Origin of the sequence: Paraburkholderia ferrariae NBRC 106233 (assembly GCF_000685035.1) — a bacterium.
In the GTDB taxonomy this organism is placed as follows: domain Bacteria; phylum Pseudomonadota; class Gammaproteobacteria; order Burkholderiales; family Burkholderiaceae; genus Paraburkholderia; species Paraburkholderia ferrariae.
On record NZ_BAYB01000022.1, the window covers coordinates 101300 to 118005 of the forward strand.

At 66.3% G+C, this 16706-nt stretch carries 11 protein-coding genes; 8 read left to right on the forward strand and 3 right to left on the reverse strand.

Features of this window, described 5'->3' with window-relative positions; all coding sequences use genetic code 11:
- The first annotated feature begins 168 nt into the window (after nt 1-168).
- The 7 genes from BFE01S_RS22635 (at nt 169) to BFE01S_RS39750 (ending at nt 11508) form a co-directional block, all read left to right on the forward strand.
- Nucleotides 169-936 (forward strand): class II aldolase/adducin family protein, encoded by a 768-nt coding sequence (locus tag BFE01S_RS22635; protein WP_028227465.1) that lies wholly within the window; start codon nt 169-171, stop codon nt 934-936.
- 156 nt (nt 937-1092) lie between these two features.
- The gene (locus BFE01S_RS22640; RefSeq protein ID WP_028227466.1) at nt 1093-2139 is read left to right on the forward strand and encodes a 2-dehydropantoate 2-reductase; all 1047 of its coding nucleotides are present in this window, start codon (nt 1093-1095) and stop codon (nt 2137-2139) included.
- Nucleotides 2140-2536: 397 nt separating this feature from the next.
- A complete protein-coding gene (locus BFE01S_RS22645) occupies nt 2537-6013 on the forward strand; it encodes a transglutaminase family protein (RefSeq protein WP_028227467.1) in 3477 nt (1158 codons plus the stop codon).
- 36 nt (nt 6014-6049) lie between these two features.
- Complete coding sequence (locus BFE01S_RS22650) at nt 6050-8641, forward strand: circularly permuted type 2 ATP-grasp protein (RefSeq protein WP_028227468.1); 2592 nt, start codon at nt 6050-6052, stop codon at nt 8639-8641.
- Entirely contained in the window at nt 8638-9525 is an 888-nt protein-coding gene (locus BFE01S_RS22655) for a transglutaminase family protein (RefSeq protein ID WP_028227469.1), read from the forward strand. The genes BFE01S_RS22650 and BFE01S_RS22655 overlap by 4 nt, the downstream gene beginning before the upstream one ends.
- Before the next feature lie 159 nt (nt 9526-9684).
- Nucleotides 9685-10425: a 3-ketoacyl-ACP reductase gene (locus BFE01S_RS22660; protein WP_028227470.1), complete on the forward strand. Its 741-nt coding sequence runs from the start codon at nt 9685-9687 to the stop codon at nt 10423-10425.
- 216 nt (nt 10426-10641) lie between these two features.
- Complete coding sequence (locus BFE01S_RS39750; protein ID WP_169742656.1) at nt 10642-11508, forward strand: DUF3667 domain-containing protein; 867 nt, start codon at nt 10642-10644, stop codon at nt 11506-11508.
- A gap of 18 nt (nt 11509-11526) precedes the next feature.
- Here the strand turns inward: BFE01S_RS39750 and BFE01S_RS39755 are convergent, their stop codons facing one another.
- The gene (locus BFE01S_RS39755) at nt 11527-12606 is read right to left on the reverse strand and encodes a hypothetical protein (protein WP_052420957.1); all 1080 of its coding nucleotides are present in this window, start codon (nt 12604-12606) and stop codon (nt 11527-11529) included.
- Between the two features lie 118 nt (nt 12607-12724).
- On the opposite strand from BFE01S_RS39755, the gene BFE01S_RS39760 reads away from it, so the two are divergent.
- Nucleotides 12725-14191, forward strand: coding sequence for a hypothetical protein (locus tag BFE01S_RS39760; RefSeq protein ID WP_052420958.1), 1467 nt, complete (start codon nt 12725-12727; stop codon nt 14189-14191).
- 406 nt (nt 14192-14597) lie between these two features.
- Here the strand turns inward: BFE01S_RS39760 and BFE01S_RS22685 are convergent, their stop codons facing one another.
- Nucleotides 14598-15782 carry a tyrosine-type recombinase/integrase gene (locus tag BFE01S_RS22685; RefSeq protein WP_028227471.1) on the reverse strand — a complete coding sequence of 395 codons (1185 nt, stop codon included), beginning with the start codon at nt 15780-15782 and terminating at the stop codon, nt 14598-14600.
- Between the two features lie 2 nt (nt 15783-15784).
- On the reverse strand, nt 15785-16645 hold the full coding sequence (locus BFE01S_RS22690; protein WP_028227472.1) for a class I SAM-dependent methyltransferase: 861 nt from the start codon (nt 16643-16645) through the stop codon (nt 15785-15787).
- Nucleotides 16646-16706: the final 61 nt, after the last annotated feature.

The following is a 16706-nucleotide window of genomic DNA, read 5'->3' on the forward strand; positions in this document are numbered from 1 at the left end:
GGCGGTTGTGGTGGGGGACGGGGTTGTCGTGCGGTTGTCGCGGCGCTGTCGCATACCCGACAGATTTCACCCGGCAATCCGCCGATCATGAGGGCTCGCAACAGAAGGCGTCAGGCAGGAACGCACGCCACGTTGCCCGCATCGCAACCCCGAACCCGGAGACATGCCGTGAACGCATCGCAACCCACACTCAAGCACCTGGTTTCCCCCGCCGAATGGACCGCACGCGTCGATCTTGCCGCGGCCTACCGGCTCACCGCGCTGTTCGGCTGGGACGATCTGGTGTTCACGCATATCTCGGCGCGGGTGCCGGGCCCCGAGCATCACTTCCTCATCAACCCGTACGGGATGATGTTCGACGAGATCACGGCCTCGTCGCTCGTGAAGGTCGATCTGCATGGCAACAAGGTCATGGACGCGCCCTACGACATCAACCCGGCCGGCTTCACGATTCACAGCGCCGTGCATGCCGCGCGCGAGGATGCGCTGTGCGTCATGCATACGCATTCGGTGAACGGCGTGGCCGTCTCGGCGCAGGACAAGGGCTTGCTGCCCATCTCGCAGCAGTCGCTGGGCGTGCTGGCGGCGCTCGGCTATCACGACTACGAGGGCATTGCGCTGAACGAGGAAGAGAAGCCGCGCCTCGTTGCCGACCTCGGGACCAACACGTATCTGATGCTGCGCAATCACGGCCTGCTGACGGTGGGCAAGTCGGCCGCCGATGCGTTCGTGGCGATGTACTTCTTCGAAGCCGCCTGCATGATCCAGGTGCGCGCCCAGGCCGGCGGCGGCGCGCTGCGCGAGATTGCGCCGCCCATTCTGGCCGGGATCAAGCGGCAGATCGCGGAGGTAACGCGCGGCATGAGCCCGGGCGTGCTCGTGTGGCCGGGCTTGTTGCGCCGCCTCGACCGGGCTAATCCCGGTTACGCGGATTAAGCGGAAAAAAAGCGGCGAGTTGCACGGGACGGTTTTCGCAAGCTGTCCCGCAGTTCATCGGGGGGGGATGCATTGCGCATGCCCTGCGAAGATTCGCGGCACGTTCACGGCACATTCGCGGCAAAAGTGTCAGACGCGCCGCATCGAGGTAGGGAAATGGCAAGGATCTGTGTGTATGGTGCCGGCTCGATCGGCGTGTATCTGGGCGGCCGTTTGCTGGCGGGCGGCAGCGAAGTCGTGTTTGTCGGCCGTGCGCGCATGGGCGGGCTGCTGCGTGAGCATGGCGTCGTGCTCACGCACTACGACGGCGGCCGCTGGGAAGCGGCAGCGCACCGCATCGAGTACGCGACCGGGGGCGCCGCGGCCGCTACGGCCGATCTGGTGCTCGTGAGCGTGAAATCGGCGGCGACCGCCGAAGCCGCCGCCGAGCTTGCCGCGGTGCTGCCGGCCGGCGTGCCCGTCATCAGCTTTCAGAACGGCGTGCGCAACGCCGAGGTGCTGCGCGCCGCGCTGCCGAACAATCCGGTGCTGGCGGGCATGGTGCCTTTCAACGTGATCGAGCGGGGCCCCGGTGCGTTCCATCAAGGCACGGGCGGCGAACTCGAAGTGCAGGGGGCCGCGCTCTTGCAGCCCTTTCTCGCCGACTTCGGCCGTGCAGGACTGCCGCTCGTCGAACACGACGACATGCTGCCCGTGCAATGGGCCAAGCTGCTGCTGAATCTGAACAACGCCATCAATGCGCTTGCCAACCGGCCGCTGAAAGAGGAGCTTTCGCAGCGCGCCTACCGGCGCTGCCTCGCCATGGCGCAGCAGGAGTTGCTTGCGTTGCTGGACGCGGCGGGCATTCGCCCCGCGAAGCTCACGCCGTTTCCGCCGCACTGGATTCCGCGGCTGCTCGCATTGCCGGACACCTGGTTCGAGCGGCTTGGCCGCCGCATGTTGAAGATCGATCCGCTCGCGCGCTCCTCGATGTCCGACGATCTGGGCGCGGGCCGCAAGACCGAGATCGACTGGATCAACGGCGAGGTGCCTCGCCTCGCGGAGCGGCTGGGCCGCAAGGCGCCGGTCAACGCGCGTTTGTGCGCGCTGGTGCGCGAGGCCGAGCAGGCGAAAATGCGTCCGTCCTGGTCGGGCGACGCGTTGCTCGCGCAATTGCGCGAGGCGGCAGCGGGCGCCGGGTCGGGCATGCTGGCGAAGGCCTGAACCCGGGTCATCGGGCAAGCCCAGGGTTGTGCCACTGTGATACAGGGCAGAGCCCGCTCCTGTCCGGGAGCAGCGCCTGGCCGGGCTGCCATTGAAGGGTGATAGATCAACCGTGGACGGCCCGGCCGTCCCACGTCATGCCGCGCCGTACCGCATTGGTGCGCACCGCCGGCTTTTCGCACCGAACGGGTGCGTGCCGGGCCGCCCATCGGCCCGGACAGACGCCCTCCACCGCGAACTGTCATATTTCGGCACGAAGATTGCTGTTACCTCGCCGTTTTCGGCAAGGTGGCCCCGCCACGCACGCTACGCCGGAGGCGGGAAGGCCAGGGTCCGTTCCTGCCGTGAACAGGCCTTGGAGCAGTACGCCGGTTCACGATCTGATCAGGAGCCCTGTGTGTCTATTCGAGTCGCGCTAAATCACGTCACGCACTACCGCTATGACCGGTTGGTGCAGCTTTCGCCCCAGGTCGTGAGGCTGCGGCCCGCACCGCATTGCCGCACGCCGATCCTCTCGTATTCGCTGCGGATCGAGCCTGCCGATCACTTCGTCAACTGGCAGCAGGACGCCTTTGCGAACTGGCAGGCGCGGCTCGTGTTCCCGCAGCCGACGCGCGAGTTCAAGGTGACGGTCGATCTGGTGGCCGAGATGGCCGTCTACAACCCGTTCGACTTCTTTCTCGAACCCGAAGCCGAACAGTTCCCGTTCGTCTACCCCGCGGAGCTGCAGCGCGAGCTTGCGCCCTATCTCGTGAAGCGCGAGCCCACGCCGCGCTTTGCACGCTTCGTCGAGAGCATCGACCTCACGCCGCGCGTGACCATCGACTTCCTCGTGGAGCTCAACCAGCGGCTGCAACGCGAGATCCGCTACCTGATCCGCATGGAGCCCGGCGTGCAGACGCCCGAGGAAACGCTCGCGCTGACCTCGGGCTCGTGCCGCGACACCGGCTGGCTGCTGGTGGAAACGCTGCGCCAGCTCGGTCTCGCGGCGCGTTTCGTTTCGGGCTACCTGCTGCAGCTCGCGCCCGACGTGAAGGCGCTCGACGGCCCGAGCGGCACCGAGACCGATTTCACCGACCTGCACGCGTGGTGCGAGGTCTATCTGCCGGGCGCGGGCTGGATCGGCCTCGATCCCACTTCCGGGCTGCTGGCCGGCGAAGGCCACATTCCCGTGGCCTGCACGCCCGAACCCGGCAGCGCGGCGCCCATCTCGGGCGCGGTGGACGAATGCGAGGTGGAGTTCGGCCACACCATGGCGATCGAGCGCGTGCTGGAAACGCCGCGGGTGACGAAGCCCTATACGGACGAACAGTGGGCTGCCGTACTGCGCATGGGCGAGCAGGTGGACGCGCAGCTTGCGCACATGGACGTGCGGCTCACGATGGGGGGCGAGCCCACCTTCGTGGCGGTGCGCGACCGCGACGCGCCCGAATGGAACACCGATGCGCTCGGGCCCACCAAGCGCGGCTATGCGGCGGCGCTCATGAGCAAGCTGCGCGCGCGCTACGGCGCGAGCGGCTTTCTCCACGTGGGGCAGGGCAAGTGGTATCCGGGCGAACAGTTGCCGCGCTGGGCCATGTCGCTCTACTGGCGCGCGGATGGCGAGCCCTGCTGGCACGACCCATCGCTCTTCGCCGACGAACGCGACCCCGCCATCTGCACAGCCGACGACGCGAGCCGCTTCGTCCGCCATCTCGCGGGCAAGCTGGGCCTGGACGATCAATACGTCCAGGCAGCCTACGAAGACACCTGGTACTACTTATGGCGCGAGCGCCGCCTGCCGGTCAACGTCGATCCGTTCGACTCGCGCCTCGACGACGAACTCGAACGTGTGCGGCTGCGCCGCGTGTTCGACGCGGGCCTCGGCGCGGTGACGGGCTACGTGCTGCCGCTCGCGCGCGAGCAGGCTGGCGCGCTGGCCGGTGGGCGCTGGGTGACGGGACCGTGGTTCTTCCGCGACGGGCGCATGTACCTGACGCCGGGCGACTCGCCCATGGGCTATCGGCTGCCGCTCGACTCGCTGCCGTGGGTCTCGTCGAACGACTACCCGTGGCAGCACGCGCACGACCCGTTTGCGCCGCCGGTGCCGCTGCGCAGCGCGGCCGAATTGCGCATGCAGTATCGCGAGGAAGGGCGGCCTGCAACGGCTTATGCAGCGGCACCGGCTGGCGGCCAGGGTGAAGCAGGGGGCGAGGGCAAGCGGCACAAGCAGAGCGCTGGAGATCGCACCACGCCGGGCGATGACCTCGATGTGAATCGCCTGCCCGCACGCGGCGAATCCGCCTCGTGGATCACGCGCACGGCGCTGTGCGTGGAAGCGCGCAATCCCGCGCGCGCCGCCGGGCCGAAAGTCGAAAACGAATCGATCGGCACCGAATGCCAGCTGCTCTACGTCTTCATGCCGCCGCTCGCCGCGCTCGACGACTACCTCGACCTGCTCGCGGCCATCGAAGCCACCGCGGCAGACCTCGGCTTGAAGATCGTCATCGAAGGCTATCCGCCGCCGCGCGACCCGCGCCTGAAGGTGCTTCAGGTAACGCCGGACCCGGGCGTGATCGAAGTGAACATTCATCCGGCATCGAACTGGGACGAACTCGTCGATCACACGGAATACCTTTACCAGGCCGCGCACGAGTCGTACCTGTGCACCGAAAAGTTCATGCTCGACGGGCGCCACACCGGCACGGGCGGCGGCAATCATCTCGTGCTGGGCGGCGCCACGGCGGAAGCGAGCCCTTTCCTGCGTCGCCCCGATCTGCTCGCGAGCCTCATCGCCTACTGGCACAACCATCCCTCGCTGTCGTACCTGTTTTCAGGGCTCTTTATCGGCCCGACGAGCCAGGCGCCGCGGGTGGACGAAGCGCGCAACGATCAGGTGTACGAACTGGAGATCGCGTTCCGGGAACTGCAGCGCCAGCTCGACCTGCTCGCGGAGATGGGCGCCGGCGGCCGCGTGCCGCCATGGCTCATCGACCGCACGCTGCGCAACATCCTGATCGACGTGACCGGCAACACGCACCGGGCCGAATTCTGCATCGACAAGCTCTATTCGCCGGACGGCCCCACCGGGCGCCTCGGCCTGCTGGAACTGCGCGGCTTCGAAATGCCGCCGCACGCGCGCATGAGCCTCGTCCAGCAACTGCTGCTGCGCGCGCTCGTGGCGCACTTCTGGCACACGCCGTACACCACGCGTCTTACGCGCTGGGGCACCGAACTGCACGACCGTTTCATGCTCGGCACTTTCGTGCAGGCGGATTTCGACGACGTGCTCGCGGACCTGAACGAAGCCGGCTATGCGTTCGAGCGCGAATGGTTTGCGCCGCACTTCGAATTCCGCTTCCCGCCGGTGGGCGAAATGCAGGCGAGCGGCCTCTCGCTGGTGGTGCGCAATGCGCTGGAGCCGTGGCACGTCATGGGCGAGGAGGGCGCCCCGGGCGGCACGGTGCGCTATGTCGATTCTTCCGTGGAGCGCCTGGAAATTCGCGTGCTGGGCCTGAACGACAACCGCCATGTGGTGACGGTCAACGGCGAACCGCTGCCGCTGCAGCCCACGGGCCGCGCGAGCGAGTACGTGGCGGGCGTGCGCTACCGCGCGTGGGCCCAGGCATCCGCCTTGCATCCCACCATCGGCGTGCATGCGCCGCTCACGATCGACGTGATCGACAGCTGGACGGGCCGCTCGGTCGGCGGATGCCAGTATCATGTAGCTCATCCGGGCGGCCGCAATTATCAGATGTTTCCGGTCAACGCCTACGAAGCTGAAAGCCGCCGCCGGGCGCGCTTCTTCACGATCGGCCATACACCGGGGCCGGTCGCGATCGCGCCGCTCGAACGCAGCCTGGAGTTTCCTTTCACGCTGGACCTGCGCGGCTGAGCCCCACCGACCCTTGATTCCAACACCGATACGATCTTGTCTTTCCAGTCGATCCTGCCCCTCGACGCCACGGCGTCCCACGCGCACGCCCTCTCGCGCCTGCGTCTCTTGCCGCCGCGCGCGGGACACTGGGACGAACTGTGCGACGAGACCGGCGCGCTGCGCGAGCCGTGGCGGCGGTTTTTTGAACTGCTCGGCGAGGAGGGCGCAGCGGCCCTGACACAGTCGCGGGAAACCGTGGCACGCCAGGTGCGCGACAACGACATCAGCTACAACGTCTATGCCGACAAGGGCGAGTCGCGCCCCTGGTCGCTCGACCTGCTGCCGTTCCTGATCGACGACACCGAATGGGCGCAGATCGAGCAGGGCGTGATCCAGCGCGCGCGGCTGCTGGAAGCGATCGTGGCGGACACCTACGGCGCCCAGACGCTCCTCGCGCGCGGCCTGCTGCCGCCCGCGCTGGTGTTCGGGCATCCGGGCTATCTGCGGCCCGTGAAGGGCTACACGCCGCCGGGCGGCGGCTATCTGCAGATCGTCGCGATCGACCTCGCGCGTTCGTCCGAGGGCGTGTGGACCGTGATGTCGCATCGCACCGAGGCGCCTTCGGGCCTCGGCTACGCGCTCGAAAACCGCCTGATCGTCTCCAGCCTCTTTGCCGATGCGTTTCGCACGATGCGCGTGCGGCGGCTCGCCCCGGCCTACTCGCAACTGATCGCCACGCTCGCCGACGCCGCGCGCACGACCCTGCATGGCGACGAAGCCGGCGCCGCGCCGCATCTCGCGCTCCTCACCCCCGGGGCCTTCAGCGAGACTTATTTCGAGCATGCGTTCCTTGCGCGCTACCTGGGCGTGACGCTGGTGGAGGGCAAGGACCTCACGGTGCGCGACGACATGCTGTACCTGAAGACCTTTAAGGGACTCGAGCGCGTGCACGCGGTGCTGCGCCGCCTCGACGACGTGTTCTGCGATCCGGTGGAACTGCGCGCCGATTCGACCATCGGCGTGCCGGGCCTATTGCAGGTCATGCGCGCGGGCAACGTGATCGTCTCGAACGTGCCCGGCTCCGGCTTTGTCGAATCGCCCGCGCTGCACGGCTTCATGCCCGAACTCGCCCGGGCGCTGCTGGGCGAAACGCTCGCATTGCCGAGCGTGCCGACCTGGTGGTGCGGCGAGGCGGCTGCCTGCGAGGCGGCATTTGCTCAGCTCGACGAAGCGTTTCTCGTGCCGACCTGGCCGTCCGTGCGGACCGGCCGCGCATCCGGCGCGGCGCCGGGCCTGGCGGCGGGGCGCCAGCCGCTGCCCGCATGGCGCGAGCGCATCGAGCATGCCGCCGATGCCTTCACGATCCAGGCGCCGCTCTCGTATTCGTGCACGCCGCGCTACGAGGACGGCACGCTGGCGGGCCGCCCCTCGGTGCTGCGCGTGTACGCCATTGCCGACTTCACGGGCAACTGGCGCGTGGTGCCGGGCGGCTTCACGCGCCTCGCCGCCGAACGGCAGACCACGGAGTCGATGCAACTGGGCAGCAGCAGCGTGGATACGTGGGTGCTTTCGAAGCAGCCGAGCCCGCCGTTCTCGCTGCTGCCTTCGCCGATGAAGCCCGGCGACCTCGCCACGCGCACGCGCCGCACGGTGTCGAGCCGCGCGGCCGAAAACCTGTTCTGGTCGGGCCGCTATGGCGAACGCGCCGAGAACGGCGTGCGCCTGTGCCGGCTGATCCTCGGTTCGCTGGAAAGCAACGATGCCGATACGATGTTCGCCACCTTCGTCGAACTCGCTTCGCTATGCGGCCTGATTACGGGCACGGATACGGTGGTGAACGGTTCGCGGCACGCGTTCGAACGCGCGCTGGTGGCAAGCCTTGGCGAACAGGCGAGCGTGCCGGGCATCGGCCATTGCCTCGCAAGCCAGGCGCGTGCCTGCGGCGAAGTGCGCGGGCGGCTTTCGAACGACCACTGGCGCACGATTCTCGCGGCGCGCAATGACTTTCGCGACGCCCTCGTGCGCATCGCCCCTCCCGCCGCGGGCGAACGCTACGACCGCGTTGCGCTGATGGATGCGCTCGAACATCTCGCGACGCAGCTTTTGGCCATCAGCGGCGCACAGGGCGACCGCATGACGCGCGACGAAACCTGGCGGCTGCTGTTCGCGGGCCGTCATATCGAGCGCATGTGGACCATGGCCACCTTCCTGCGCACGGTGGCGGCGAACGGGCTGCTCGCGAGCCCCGAGGGCTTCGATCTGCTGCTGCAATTGTTCGATTCGACGCTTACCTATCGCTCCATGTATCCGGGGCGGCTGGAAGTGCCCGCGCTGCTGGACCTGCTCGTGATCGACGAAATGAATCCGCGCGGCCTCTATGGCGTCTATGCGCGGCTGCGCCAGAAGCTCGCGGAGATCGAAGCGGCCGCGGGCGGTGCGCCGCGCCTGCCGTTCGCGGCGCTCATGCCCGATATCGCATCGATGCCGACGCTCGAACAGCTCTGCACGACGGATCAATACGGCGGCTATCCCGTGCTCGTGGAACTGTGCGACCGGCTTGGCGCGATCGCGATGACGGCTTCCAGCGAAATCAGCGCGCGCTATTTCAGCCATGCGGCGGCGCCTGCGGCTCCGGGAGGCGCATGAACGGCCCGACTACGCTAAGCGTCTCGCATAAAACGACCTACCGCTACTCGATGGCCGTGGCCACGGCGCAGCATCTCGCGACCATTCGTCCGCTGGCCTGTGCGTGGCAGCAGATTGTGTCGCACACCGAAAGCATTGATCCGTATCCTTCCTATAGAACAAGTCGCATAGACGCGTTCGGCAATGATGTGCTTTACTTCTCGCTCGATACCCCGCACGAGACGTTATGCATGACGAGTGAGACTGTCGTACAGCTGTCACCGCGCTGGGATACACTCGACGCGTCCACGACGCCCCCATGGGAACAGGTCGCCGAGCGTCTGCGCTATCGTGCTGGTGCGCTTTTTTATCCGGAGTCCGAATTTTGCTTTGCATCGCCGAACGTCGTTCCGAGTCCCGAGTTGCGCGCCTATGCCTTGCCGAGCTTTACGCCCGGCACTCCCGTTGCACTCGGTGCGATCGACCTGATGCACCGCATTCACGCGGACTTCGAGTACGAGACCTCGGCCACGGAGTTCGACACGCCCGCCGCGCGGGCCTTCGAGATGCGCCACGGCGTCTGCCAGGACTTCGCGCAGGTGATGATCGGCTGCCTGCGCTCGCTCGGCCTGCCCGCCCGCTACGTGAGCGGGTATCTCCGCAACGACCCGCCACCGGGCCAGCCGCGCCTGATCGGCGCGGATGCCTCGCACGCGTGGGTCTCCGTGCACTGCCCGGCAAGCGGCTGGATCGACCTCGATCCGACCAACGACGTCCTTGCCGACCTTGATCACGTGACGCTCGCCACCGGCCGCGACTATAGCGACGTGTCGCTGTTGCGCGGCTCGCTTCTCGGCGGCGGCGAGCATCAGGTGGAGGTGGCGGTCAGCGTGCTGCCGGTCTGAACGACGGGCTTGCCGTCCACGCGGCGCCGGACATCTTTCGCGTTTTCACGTAGGGGTTTATGCCCATCGTGCGGCGCGCGCGCGGTCGTCAAACTGACTTCCATCCTCCATGGCTTTTGTCGACTGGCTTATACCCCTCAATAATCGAAAGGAGGATTTATGGCGAAGCGTATTGCCTACGTAACCGGTGGTATGGGCGGCATCGGAACCGCGATCTGCCAGCGGCTGTTCAAGGACGGCTACACGGTGATCGCCGGATGCGGGCCGAACTCGCAGCGCCGCGTGAAATGGCTCGAAGACCAGAAGGCGGCCGGGTATGAGTTCATTGCCTCGGAAGGCAACGTGGCCGACTGGGAGTCCACGGTCGCCGCGTTCGCGAAGGTCAAGAAAGACGTCGGCGAAGTCGACGTGCTCGTCAACAATGCAGGCATCACGCGCGACGTGGTGTTCCGCAAGATGACGCACGAGGACTGGGTCGCCGTGATCGACACCAATCTCACGAGCCTCTTCAACGTCACCAAACAGGTGATCGACGGCATGGTCGAACGCGGCTTTGGCCGTATCGTCAACATTTCGTCGGTGAACGGCCAGAAAGGCCAGTTCGGGCAGACCAACTACTCGACGGCCAAGGCAGGCATCCACGGCTTCACGATGGCGCTCGCGCAGGAAGTGGCCACCAAGGGCGTGACGGTCAACACCGTTTCTCCGGGCTATATCGGCACGGACATGGTGAAGGCAGTGAAGCCCGAGGTGCTGGAGAAGATCGTGGCGAGCATCCCCGTGCGCCGGCTGGGCACCCCCGATGAGATCGCCTCGATCGTCGCGTGGCTCTCGTCGGACGAAGCGGGTTTCTCGACGGGTGCGGACTTCTCGCTGAACGGCGGGCTGCACATGAGTTAAAGGACGGGGGCCGTCTGCCTGGCAGTCTTAACGGACGGACATCCTACCTGATGCGGTGCGGAAGCGGGTGCGAACCGGCTTCCGCATTTTGCGTTTACGGCCGGTGTTATGCGGCAAGCGCGCGGAGCGGCGCGTTACGCGCCTGCCGCCCGGTTGACGCCCATGAGCCTTCGCCTTCAGAATGCGCGCTGTTCCCACTCCCGCTCAGGTGAGCTCATGTCCGTCGCCCGGCACGCCCCGCATGCCCTGCCCGAGCATTGCCCGAATTGCGATGCCGCCGTGCATGGCCCGTATTGCGCGCAGTGCGGCCAGGAGACAGTCCATGAGTTGCCTACGCTGCATGAGTTCGTGCACGAGTATCTGCATCACTACGTGGCCGCGGAAGGCAAGCTGGTGGCCACGGTCAAGCTGCTCATCCTCAAGCCGGGGCAGCTCACGGCGGAGTATCTCGCCGGACGGCGCAAGCGCTACGTCAAGCCGCTGCCGCTCTATCTGACGTTCAGCTTTCTCTTCTTCCTGCTGCTTGGCTGGTCCGGCATGTTCACGCCGCTGCAGGTCGTGCATATCGACGGCAAGCCGGTGGCGCACCCGGCGCAGGCCCTCGCAACGATCGCGGCGTCCGACGCCGATCCCGACGAAAGACGTTTGCTCTCGTTCGCGGCCCAGGTCGTCGGCCAGTTGAATCAGCCCGAAAGCTTCGCGGCATTCAGCGAACATCTGCTGCACCGGCTGCCTTATGCGCTTTTCGTGCTGATGCCCTTGTTCGCGGCAATGTGCGCGCTCGCCTATCGAAGCCGGCAGCAAAGTTACGGAGTCCATCTGTTATTTTCGCTGCACCTGCATGCCTTCGCTTTTATCGCGTTTCTCGTCTGCCTGCTGCCGGGCATACGGTCGTATGCAGCCTGCGCTGTCGCCGTGCTTTTCGTCTGGCTGGTTGTCGCGCTCAGGCGCGTCTATGGCGGACGCTGGTGGCCGCAACTGGCGCGGGCGTTGTTTCTGGCGGGCACCTATGCGCTGCTGTGCGCCGTGGCGCTGGGCCTCGTGACGTTGATGTCCTCCGGCATCACGTTGCAGGCGCACTGAGCGCCGCTTATTGCCGTATCAGCGCAGGAGCTTGCCGCCGCGCGAGACGAACCGGCCATGCTCGTCGCCGATGAACGTGACGCGGCCGGTCAGCAGATGCGCGCGTATCTTGTCGGCGCCCCGGTCGCCGCCGATCTCCAGGCGGTCGAGCAGATCGCGCAGCGCGAACGCCATGATCGTGCCGAACCGGGACGGATCGAAGTCGTTGAAGGCCGGCTGCGGATCGGTCTCGACCCAGAGCCGAACGTTGTGCGGCGCTTCTTTCGATAGCGCTGTTCCGAAGACAGGCCGGTTCTTCAGGTCCATATTGGCCACGGCCATGCGGGCGGCCAACTCTCTAAGCTGGGTGGTGGTCAAAGGTCCGTCGATGCTGTGGAGAATGTGAGCAATCGCCCATTGGGCCATCTTCGCGTCGTTGAGCACCGCGACAATGCCGGTCTCGCCCGCGCGTATCGCCACGGTCTGTCCCGCCGTGAGATCGATCCAGTCGAAGGTTTCGCCTGCCCTCAGATCGGTGACCGGAAAGATGGCAATCGATCCGATGACAGCACGGCCCACTTCGGTGCCCACGAACGGTGCCCGCGCAACCGCGTGAATATGATGAAGGTCGGGCCAGTCATAGGCGTCGGCAATCTTGCCGCTTCCCTTGCGCGAATCGCGATGAACCGGCAGGAGCCGGTCTTTCAGGTGAGTCTTGACGAAGAGGAGATTGAGCCAGATGAAAAGCAGCAGCATGGCCTTGTCGTCGAGCCGGGCGGCCACCTGGTCGAAGCGCCCCTTCAACAGGCGCGAAACGGGTATTTCCACGTGGTCGCCGAGGAAGCTGTTGCAGTCCTTGCAGCAGGGCACACCGTAGCTGTCGTAGTGGTGAAATTCGCCGTTGGGCAGCGTCATTTCCGCGCCGAAGAGCTTGTAGTGCCGAAGCACCCAGCGCGGCACGACATGCTCGTAATTGAATTCTTTGGTGCCAGGCGCGGCGCCGCAGATAAAGCACGAATTGCCGAGGCAGATGTCGTTGACGAAGTCGTCGCAACTGAATAGCAACACGCGCCCGTTGCTGTCGCGGATCGTCTGGTCCGGTACTGGTGCCTGCGTCATGGCGGAAGACCTCGTGGTGGAGGATCGCGGCAATGCCGTTGAACGCCGTTTTCGTATTTAATCTAGTTCAGGAACGGGAAGAATTCAGGTAGCGGGAAGACTCACGGGGAGCAGGAGCATGGAGCCATCTCCAGGTACGGCTGCGCCGGCGGCCGGCAGCGGCGACGCGCAGGTGCAGGCCGTCAGCGACGACGGGCGGCGTATCCGCCAGGCCGTGGTGGTGATCCACGGCATAGGCGAGCAGCGCCCCATGGACACGCTGCGCGGCTTTGTCGATGCGGTGCTCACGGATGTTTCGGGCTACGACACCAAGTACCGCAGCAAGCCGGACGCCATGGGCGATCTGCTGGAAACCCGGCGCCTGCAGGCACCGGCCAGCCGGCAGGAGGGCCGCCCCCAGACGGACTTCTACGAGTACTACTGGGCGCACCACATGGAGGGCTCGAAATACAGCCAGGTGTTCAGATGGATGCTGTGGCTTCTGTTTCGACGCCCCTCGTCCGTCGTGTCCGCGCTGCGGCCCGCGTGGTTCGCGAGTTGGGGTTTGCTGGTGTTTGCGATCGTTCTGCTCGTTGCGGGGTCCTGGGTCGATGCCACTTCGGGCTCGCATCTGTTCGACTGGTTAGGCAAGTGGATTTTCGCGGGTGGCGTGCTCACGTTCATTCTGCAGTCGATTGCCTCGTACGTCGTGCTTGGCTATGTGGCGGACGCCGCGCGCTACCTCACGCCCAACCCGGGCAACATCGAGGCGAGAAACAAGATCCGCAGCGAAGGGATCAAGCTCGTGCGCTCGCTGCACGAGTCGGGCAAGTACAGCCGGATCGTGATTGTCGGGCACAGTCTGGGTTCGGTGATCGGCTTCGATATCATCCGCAACCTGTGGAGCGACCTGCGCCAGCCCGGGACGCCTCATCCGCAAAAGCAGCCTGAACTGAAGGCGTTCGAGCAGGAGGCCGCGAAGCTCGACGCCGGGCCGCCCACGCGCGCGGCGATCGAATCGTTCCAGCAAGCCCAGCATCGACTGTGGTCGGAGTTTCGCGCGATTGGCGTGCCGTGGCTCGTGACCGATTTCGTCACGCTCGGCTCGCCGTTGACGCATGCGCAGTTCCTCATGGCCGACAACGAAGAGGATTTCAAGCGCAGGAAAGTGCAGCACGAATATCCATGCTGCCCGCCTGCCGGCAACGACACGCTGGGCTATGAAACGCGCTACCGCATCCAGCAGGGTGCCGAAACGATCGTTCGCAGCGTGCGGGTGGCTCACCATGGCGCCCCGTTCTGCTGCACCCGCTGGACGAACCTGTACTTTCCCTACCGGCGCTGGATCTTCGGTGATCTGATAGGAGGACCGATTAATGGCGTGCTGGGAACGGGCGTCCGCGATGTTGCCGTGGTGCCCTCGACGGGCAAGCGGCTGGACGGCACGCTGCTTTCGCACGTGCGTTACTGGACCGATGGCAATGCGGCGCAGAGCGCGGCATCGGGAAGCGACGGCACGCCTTCGTTGAAAGCGCTGCGCTCGGCCTTGAGGCTGGAATTCCTGCGCGGCAAGAGCGCGCGTGCGAACAGTGGCACCGCGCCGTGAGTGCTGCGTTACGCAACCAGATAGCCGCCATCCACGGGCAGCACCGTGCCGGTGATGAACGACGCTGCCGGCGAACAGAGTTGTACGATGCGAGGAATTATTTGTGCAACTTTGCAACTGGAGAGCATGACTCGAAAGTCAAGGCAATCGTCGCGTTAATTATCACCACCCACGTCACGCAAAAGAAAAGCGCGCCGGAGTACCGCCTCCGGCGCTGAAGGTTGGCTCTGCGTGTGGTCCCTGACTGCAATTACATGGGACAGGGTATGGCCCGTGGCCGCGGGGGCAAGTCGATCGTCCCGCTGCCTCGTTCCATGACTGGTATAACGGCACGCGTCGTACAAGGTTGAGTGCGGAAAATACGGATTTTCTTCTCTACCGCGCTCACTTGGCCCGTGGCACCGCATTACCAGTCGATACGGTGTTTGTCCTCTGTTTCGCGATGGCGGCGGTCGTCGTCGCTATGCAGATAGAGGCTCGTCGTGGTCAGCGACGCATGCCCAAGATTGTCGCGCACCAAACGCAGATCGAGTTCGCCGTCCGCCATGTGCGAACCCGCGCTATGCCGCAGCCAGTGTGCGGAGGCGCGTTCGAGTTGCGCGGCGCGCGCGGCCTGCTCGCCGCCTTGCTCGCGCAACCGCGCTGCCGCCCCGGCAAAGATGCCTTTTACGATCGTATGCAGTGCCGCGCGCGTGAGCGGCTTCGTCTGCTGGCCGAGCGGCAGCACGAGCGGCGTTTCTTCGCGCGGCGACGGCAGGGGCGGGAGTTCGCGCTCGCGGCGGTAGCGCGCGAGTTCGGTCATCAGTTCGGCGGTGGCGGGCACGAGCCGCGTGCGCTCGCCTTTGCCCAGCACTTCGAGCCACCAGCGCTCTTCGCCGGAGGCATCGCGGCGCGCGAAGAAGTCGCCCATCGTGTTGGCTCCCACCTCGGAAATGCGCAGGCCGCCCAGATAGAGCAGCGTGAGCAGCCACCGCGCGCGGCTGTGGCGTTCGCGCTCGCGCGCGGTGTCGCGCGGCAGTTTTTCGACGTAGGCCTTCACCTCGTTCCAGAGATCGCGTTCGAGGTAGCGCGTGATGCGCGGCGCCGCTCGGCGTGCGCGCTGGCGCGAGAGCGACAGTGGATTGCCCGCGAGGTAGCCCGCACTCACGAGCCATGAGAAGAGCGCGTTGAGGATCACCATGGCCTGGCGCTGGCTCGTGGGCGCAAGCGGCCCATAAAACGGGCGCCAGCGCGGGTCGTCGCGCGGATGCTTGCGCCCGCCGCCCGCAACCCAGCGCGAGGCGGGCTGCGGGTCGGCAATGAAGCGCTGGTAGGCAAGCATGTCTTCGTGCGTGAGCGACGAAAGCGGCTTGCCCAGTTGCACGATTGACCACAGCAGCAGCCGTTCCGCTTCCTTGCGATAGTTCTCGAAGGTGGCTTTCGAATCGGCGACCCGGGCGAGCCACGCACGCACCGCGTCGAGGTCGTTGCTTGCCGCGATCTGCATGCGGCCCGGCGCGCGATTGATGCCGTCGCGGCCGTCCAGGTTCGCGGGCAGGTCGAGGGCGTTGAGCGTGTCGAGCGGGCGCGGCGCAAGTGGGGTGGTCGGCATGTTCAGGTCGTGGCGATCAGGAACGATTCGCCGCTGGCCGGTTTCAGGCCGTCGCTGCGCCCTGCAAAGTAGCGCTGCGTGAGTTCGCCGGTGCCGATATGCCGCGCTTCGCGGAATCCGGCTTCGCGTGCGAGCGAGAGCATTTCGTCCGGGCTGAAGAAGCTGACGAACGGCGTGCCGGCTGCGCGGGCGCGCGCATAGACAGATTCGTGCAGGGCGCGCTCGGCGGGGTCCGGGATCAGTTCGAGCGGCAGGAGAAAGGTCATGGCGAGCGTGGAGCCAGGCGCGAGTTGCGCGATCTGGCGCAGCGTCGCGAGATTGGCCTCGCGCGTGAGGTACATCGAAACCCCGGTCGAGGCGATGACCGCGGGCTTGCCGGTCGCAAAGCCTGCCTCGACGAGCCGCGTCCACCACGATTCGCCGGCTTCGAAGTTCACGGGCACGAGGCGCAATGCGTCCGGTACGCCATAGCCGAGCGCGTTCAGCCGCTCGCGCTTCCACGCCTGCGGGCCCGGTTGATCCACTTCGAACACCGTGAGCCGCGCGGCCGCTTCGGGCCGGCGCTGCGCGAACGTATCGAGGCCCGCGCCGAGTATGACGTACTGCGCGACGCCGCGCGCCGCTTCGTCGGCCACCAGGTCCTCGATCAGGCGTGCACGCGCGACGATCGATGCGCGATAGCCGCGCGTGCCGGCGAGATCCATGTCCGGGCGTTCGCGCCAGCCTTCGGGCGGCGCGGCGAGGCGCAGGCCGAGCGTGTCGTCGAGCACGTGCGGCGCGGGGTCGGCTTCGGCGTGCAGGGCACGCCAGAGCGCGACGCGGATGGCGGTACTGTCCGGTTCGGCGCGTGGGGTATCGGTCATGCAGGGCTCCTTGGACGCCTGGACGATAGGCGGGCTCATTTTCCTCTAACCGGGCCCCGCG

Bases quoted from the DNA above. Each gene is read 5' to 3' on its own strand.
- BFE01S_RS22640 (WP_028227466.1), top strand. From the start codon at position 1,093: ATGGCAAGGATCTGTGTGTATGGTGCCGGCTCGATCGGCGTGTATCTG.
- BFE01S_RS22655 (WP_028227469.1), top strand. From the start codon at position 8,638: ATGAACGGCCCGACTACGCTAAGCGTCTCGCATAAAACGACCTACCGC.
- BFE01S_RS22660 (WP_028227470.1), top strand. From the start codon at position 9,685: ATGGCGAAGCGTATTGCCTACGTAACCGGTGGTATGGGCGGCATCGGA.
- BFE01S_RS39750 (WP_169742656.1), top strand. From the start codon at position 10,642: ATGTCCGTCGCCCGGCACGCCCCGCATGCCCTGCCCGAGCATTGCCCG.
- BFE01S_RS39755 (WP_052420957.1), bottom strand. From the start codon at position 12,606: ATGACGCAGGCACCAGTACCGGACCAGACGATCCGCGACAGCAACGGG.
- BFE01S_RS39760 (WP_052420958.1), top strand. From the start codon at position 12,725: ATGGAGCCATCTCCAGGTACGGCTGCGCCGGCGGCCGGCAGCGGCGAC.
- BFE01S_RS22685 (WP_028227471.1), bottom strand. From the start codon at position 15,782: ATGCCGACCACCCCACTTGCGCCGCGCCCGCTCGACACGCTCAACGCC.
- BFE01S_RS22690 (WP_028227472.1), bottom strand. From the start codon at position 16,645: ATGACCGATACCCCACGCGCCGAACCGGACAGTACCGCCATCCGCGTC.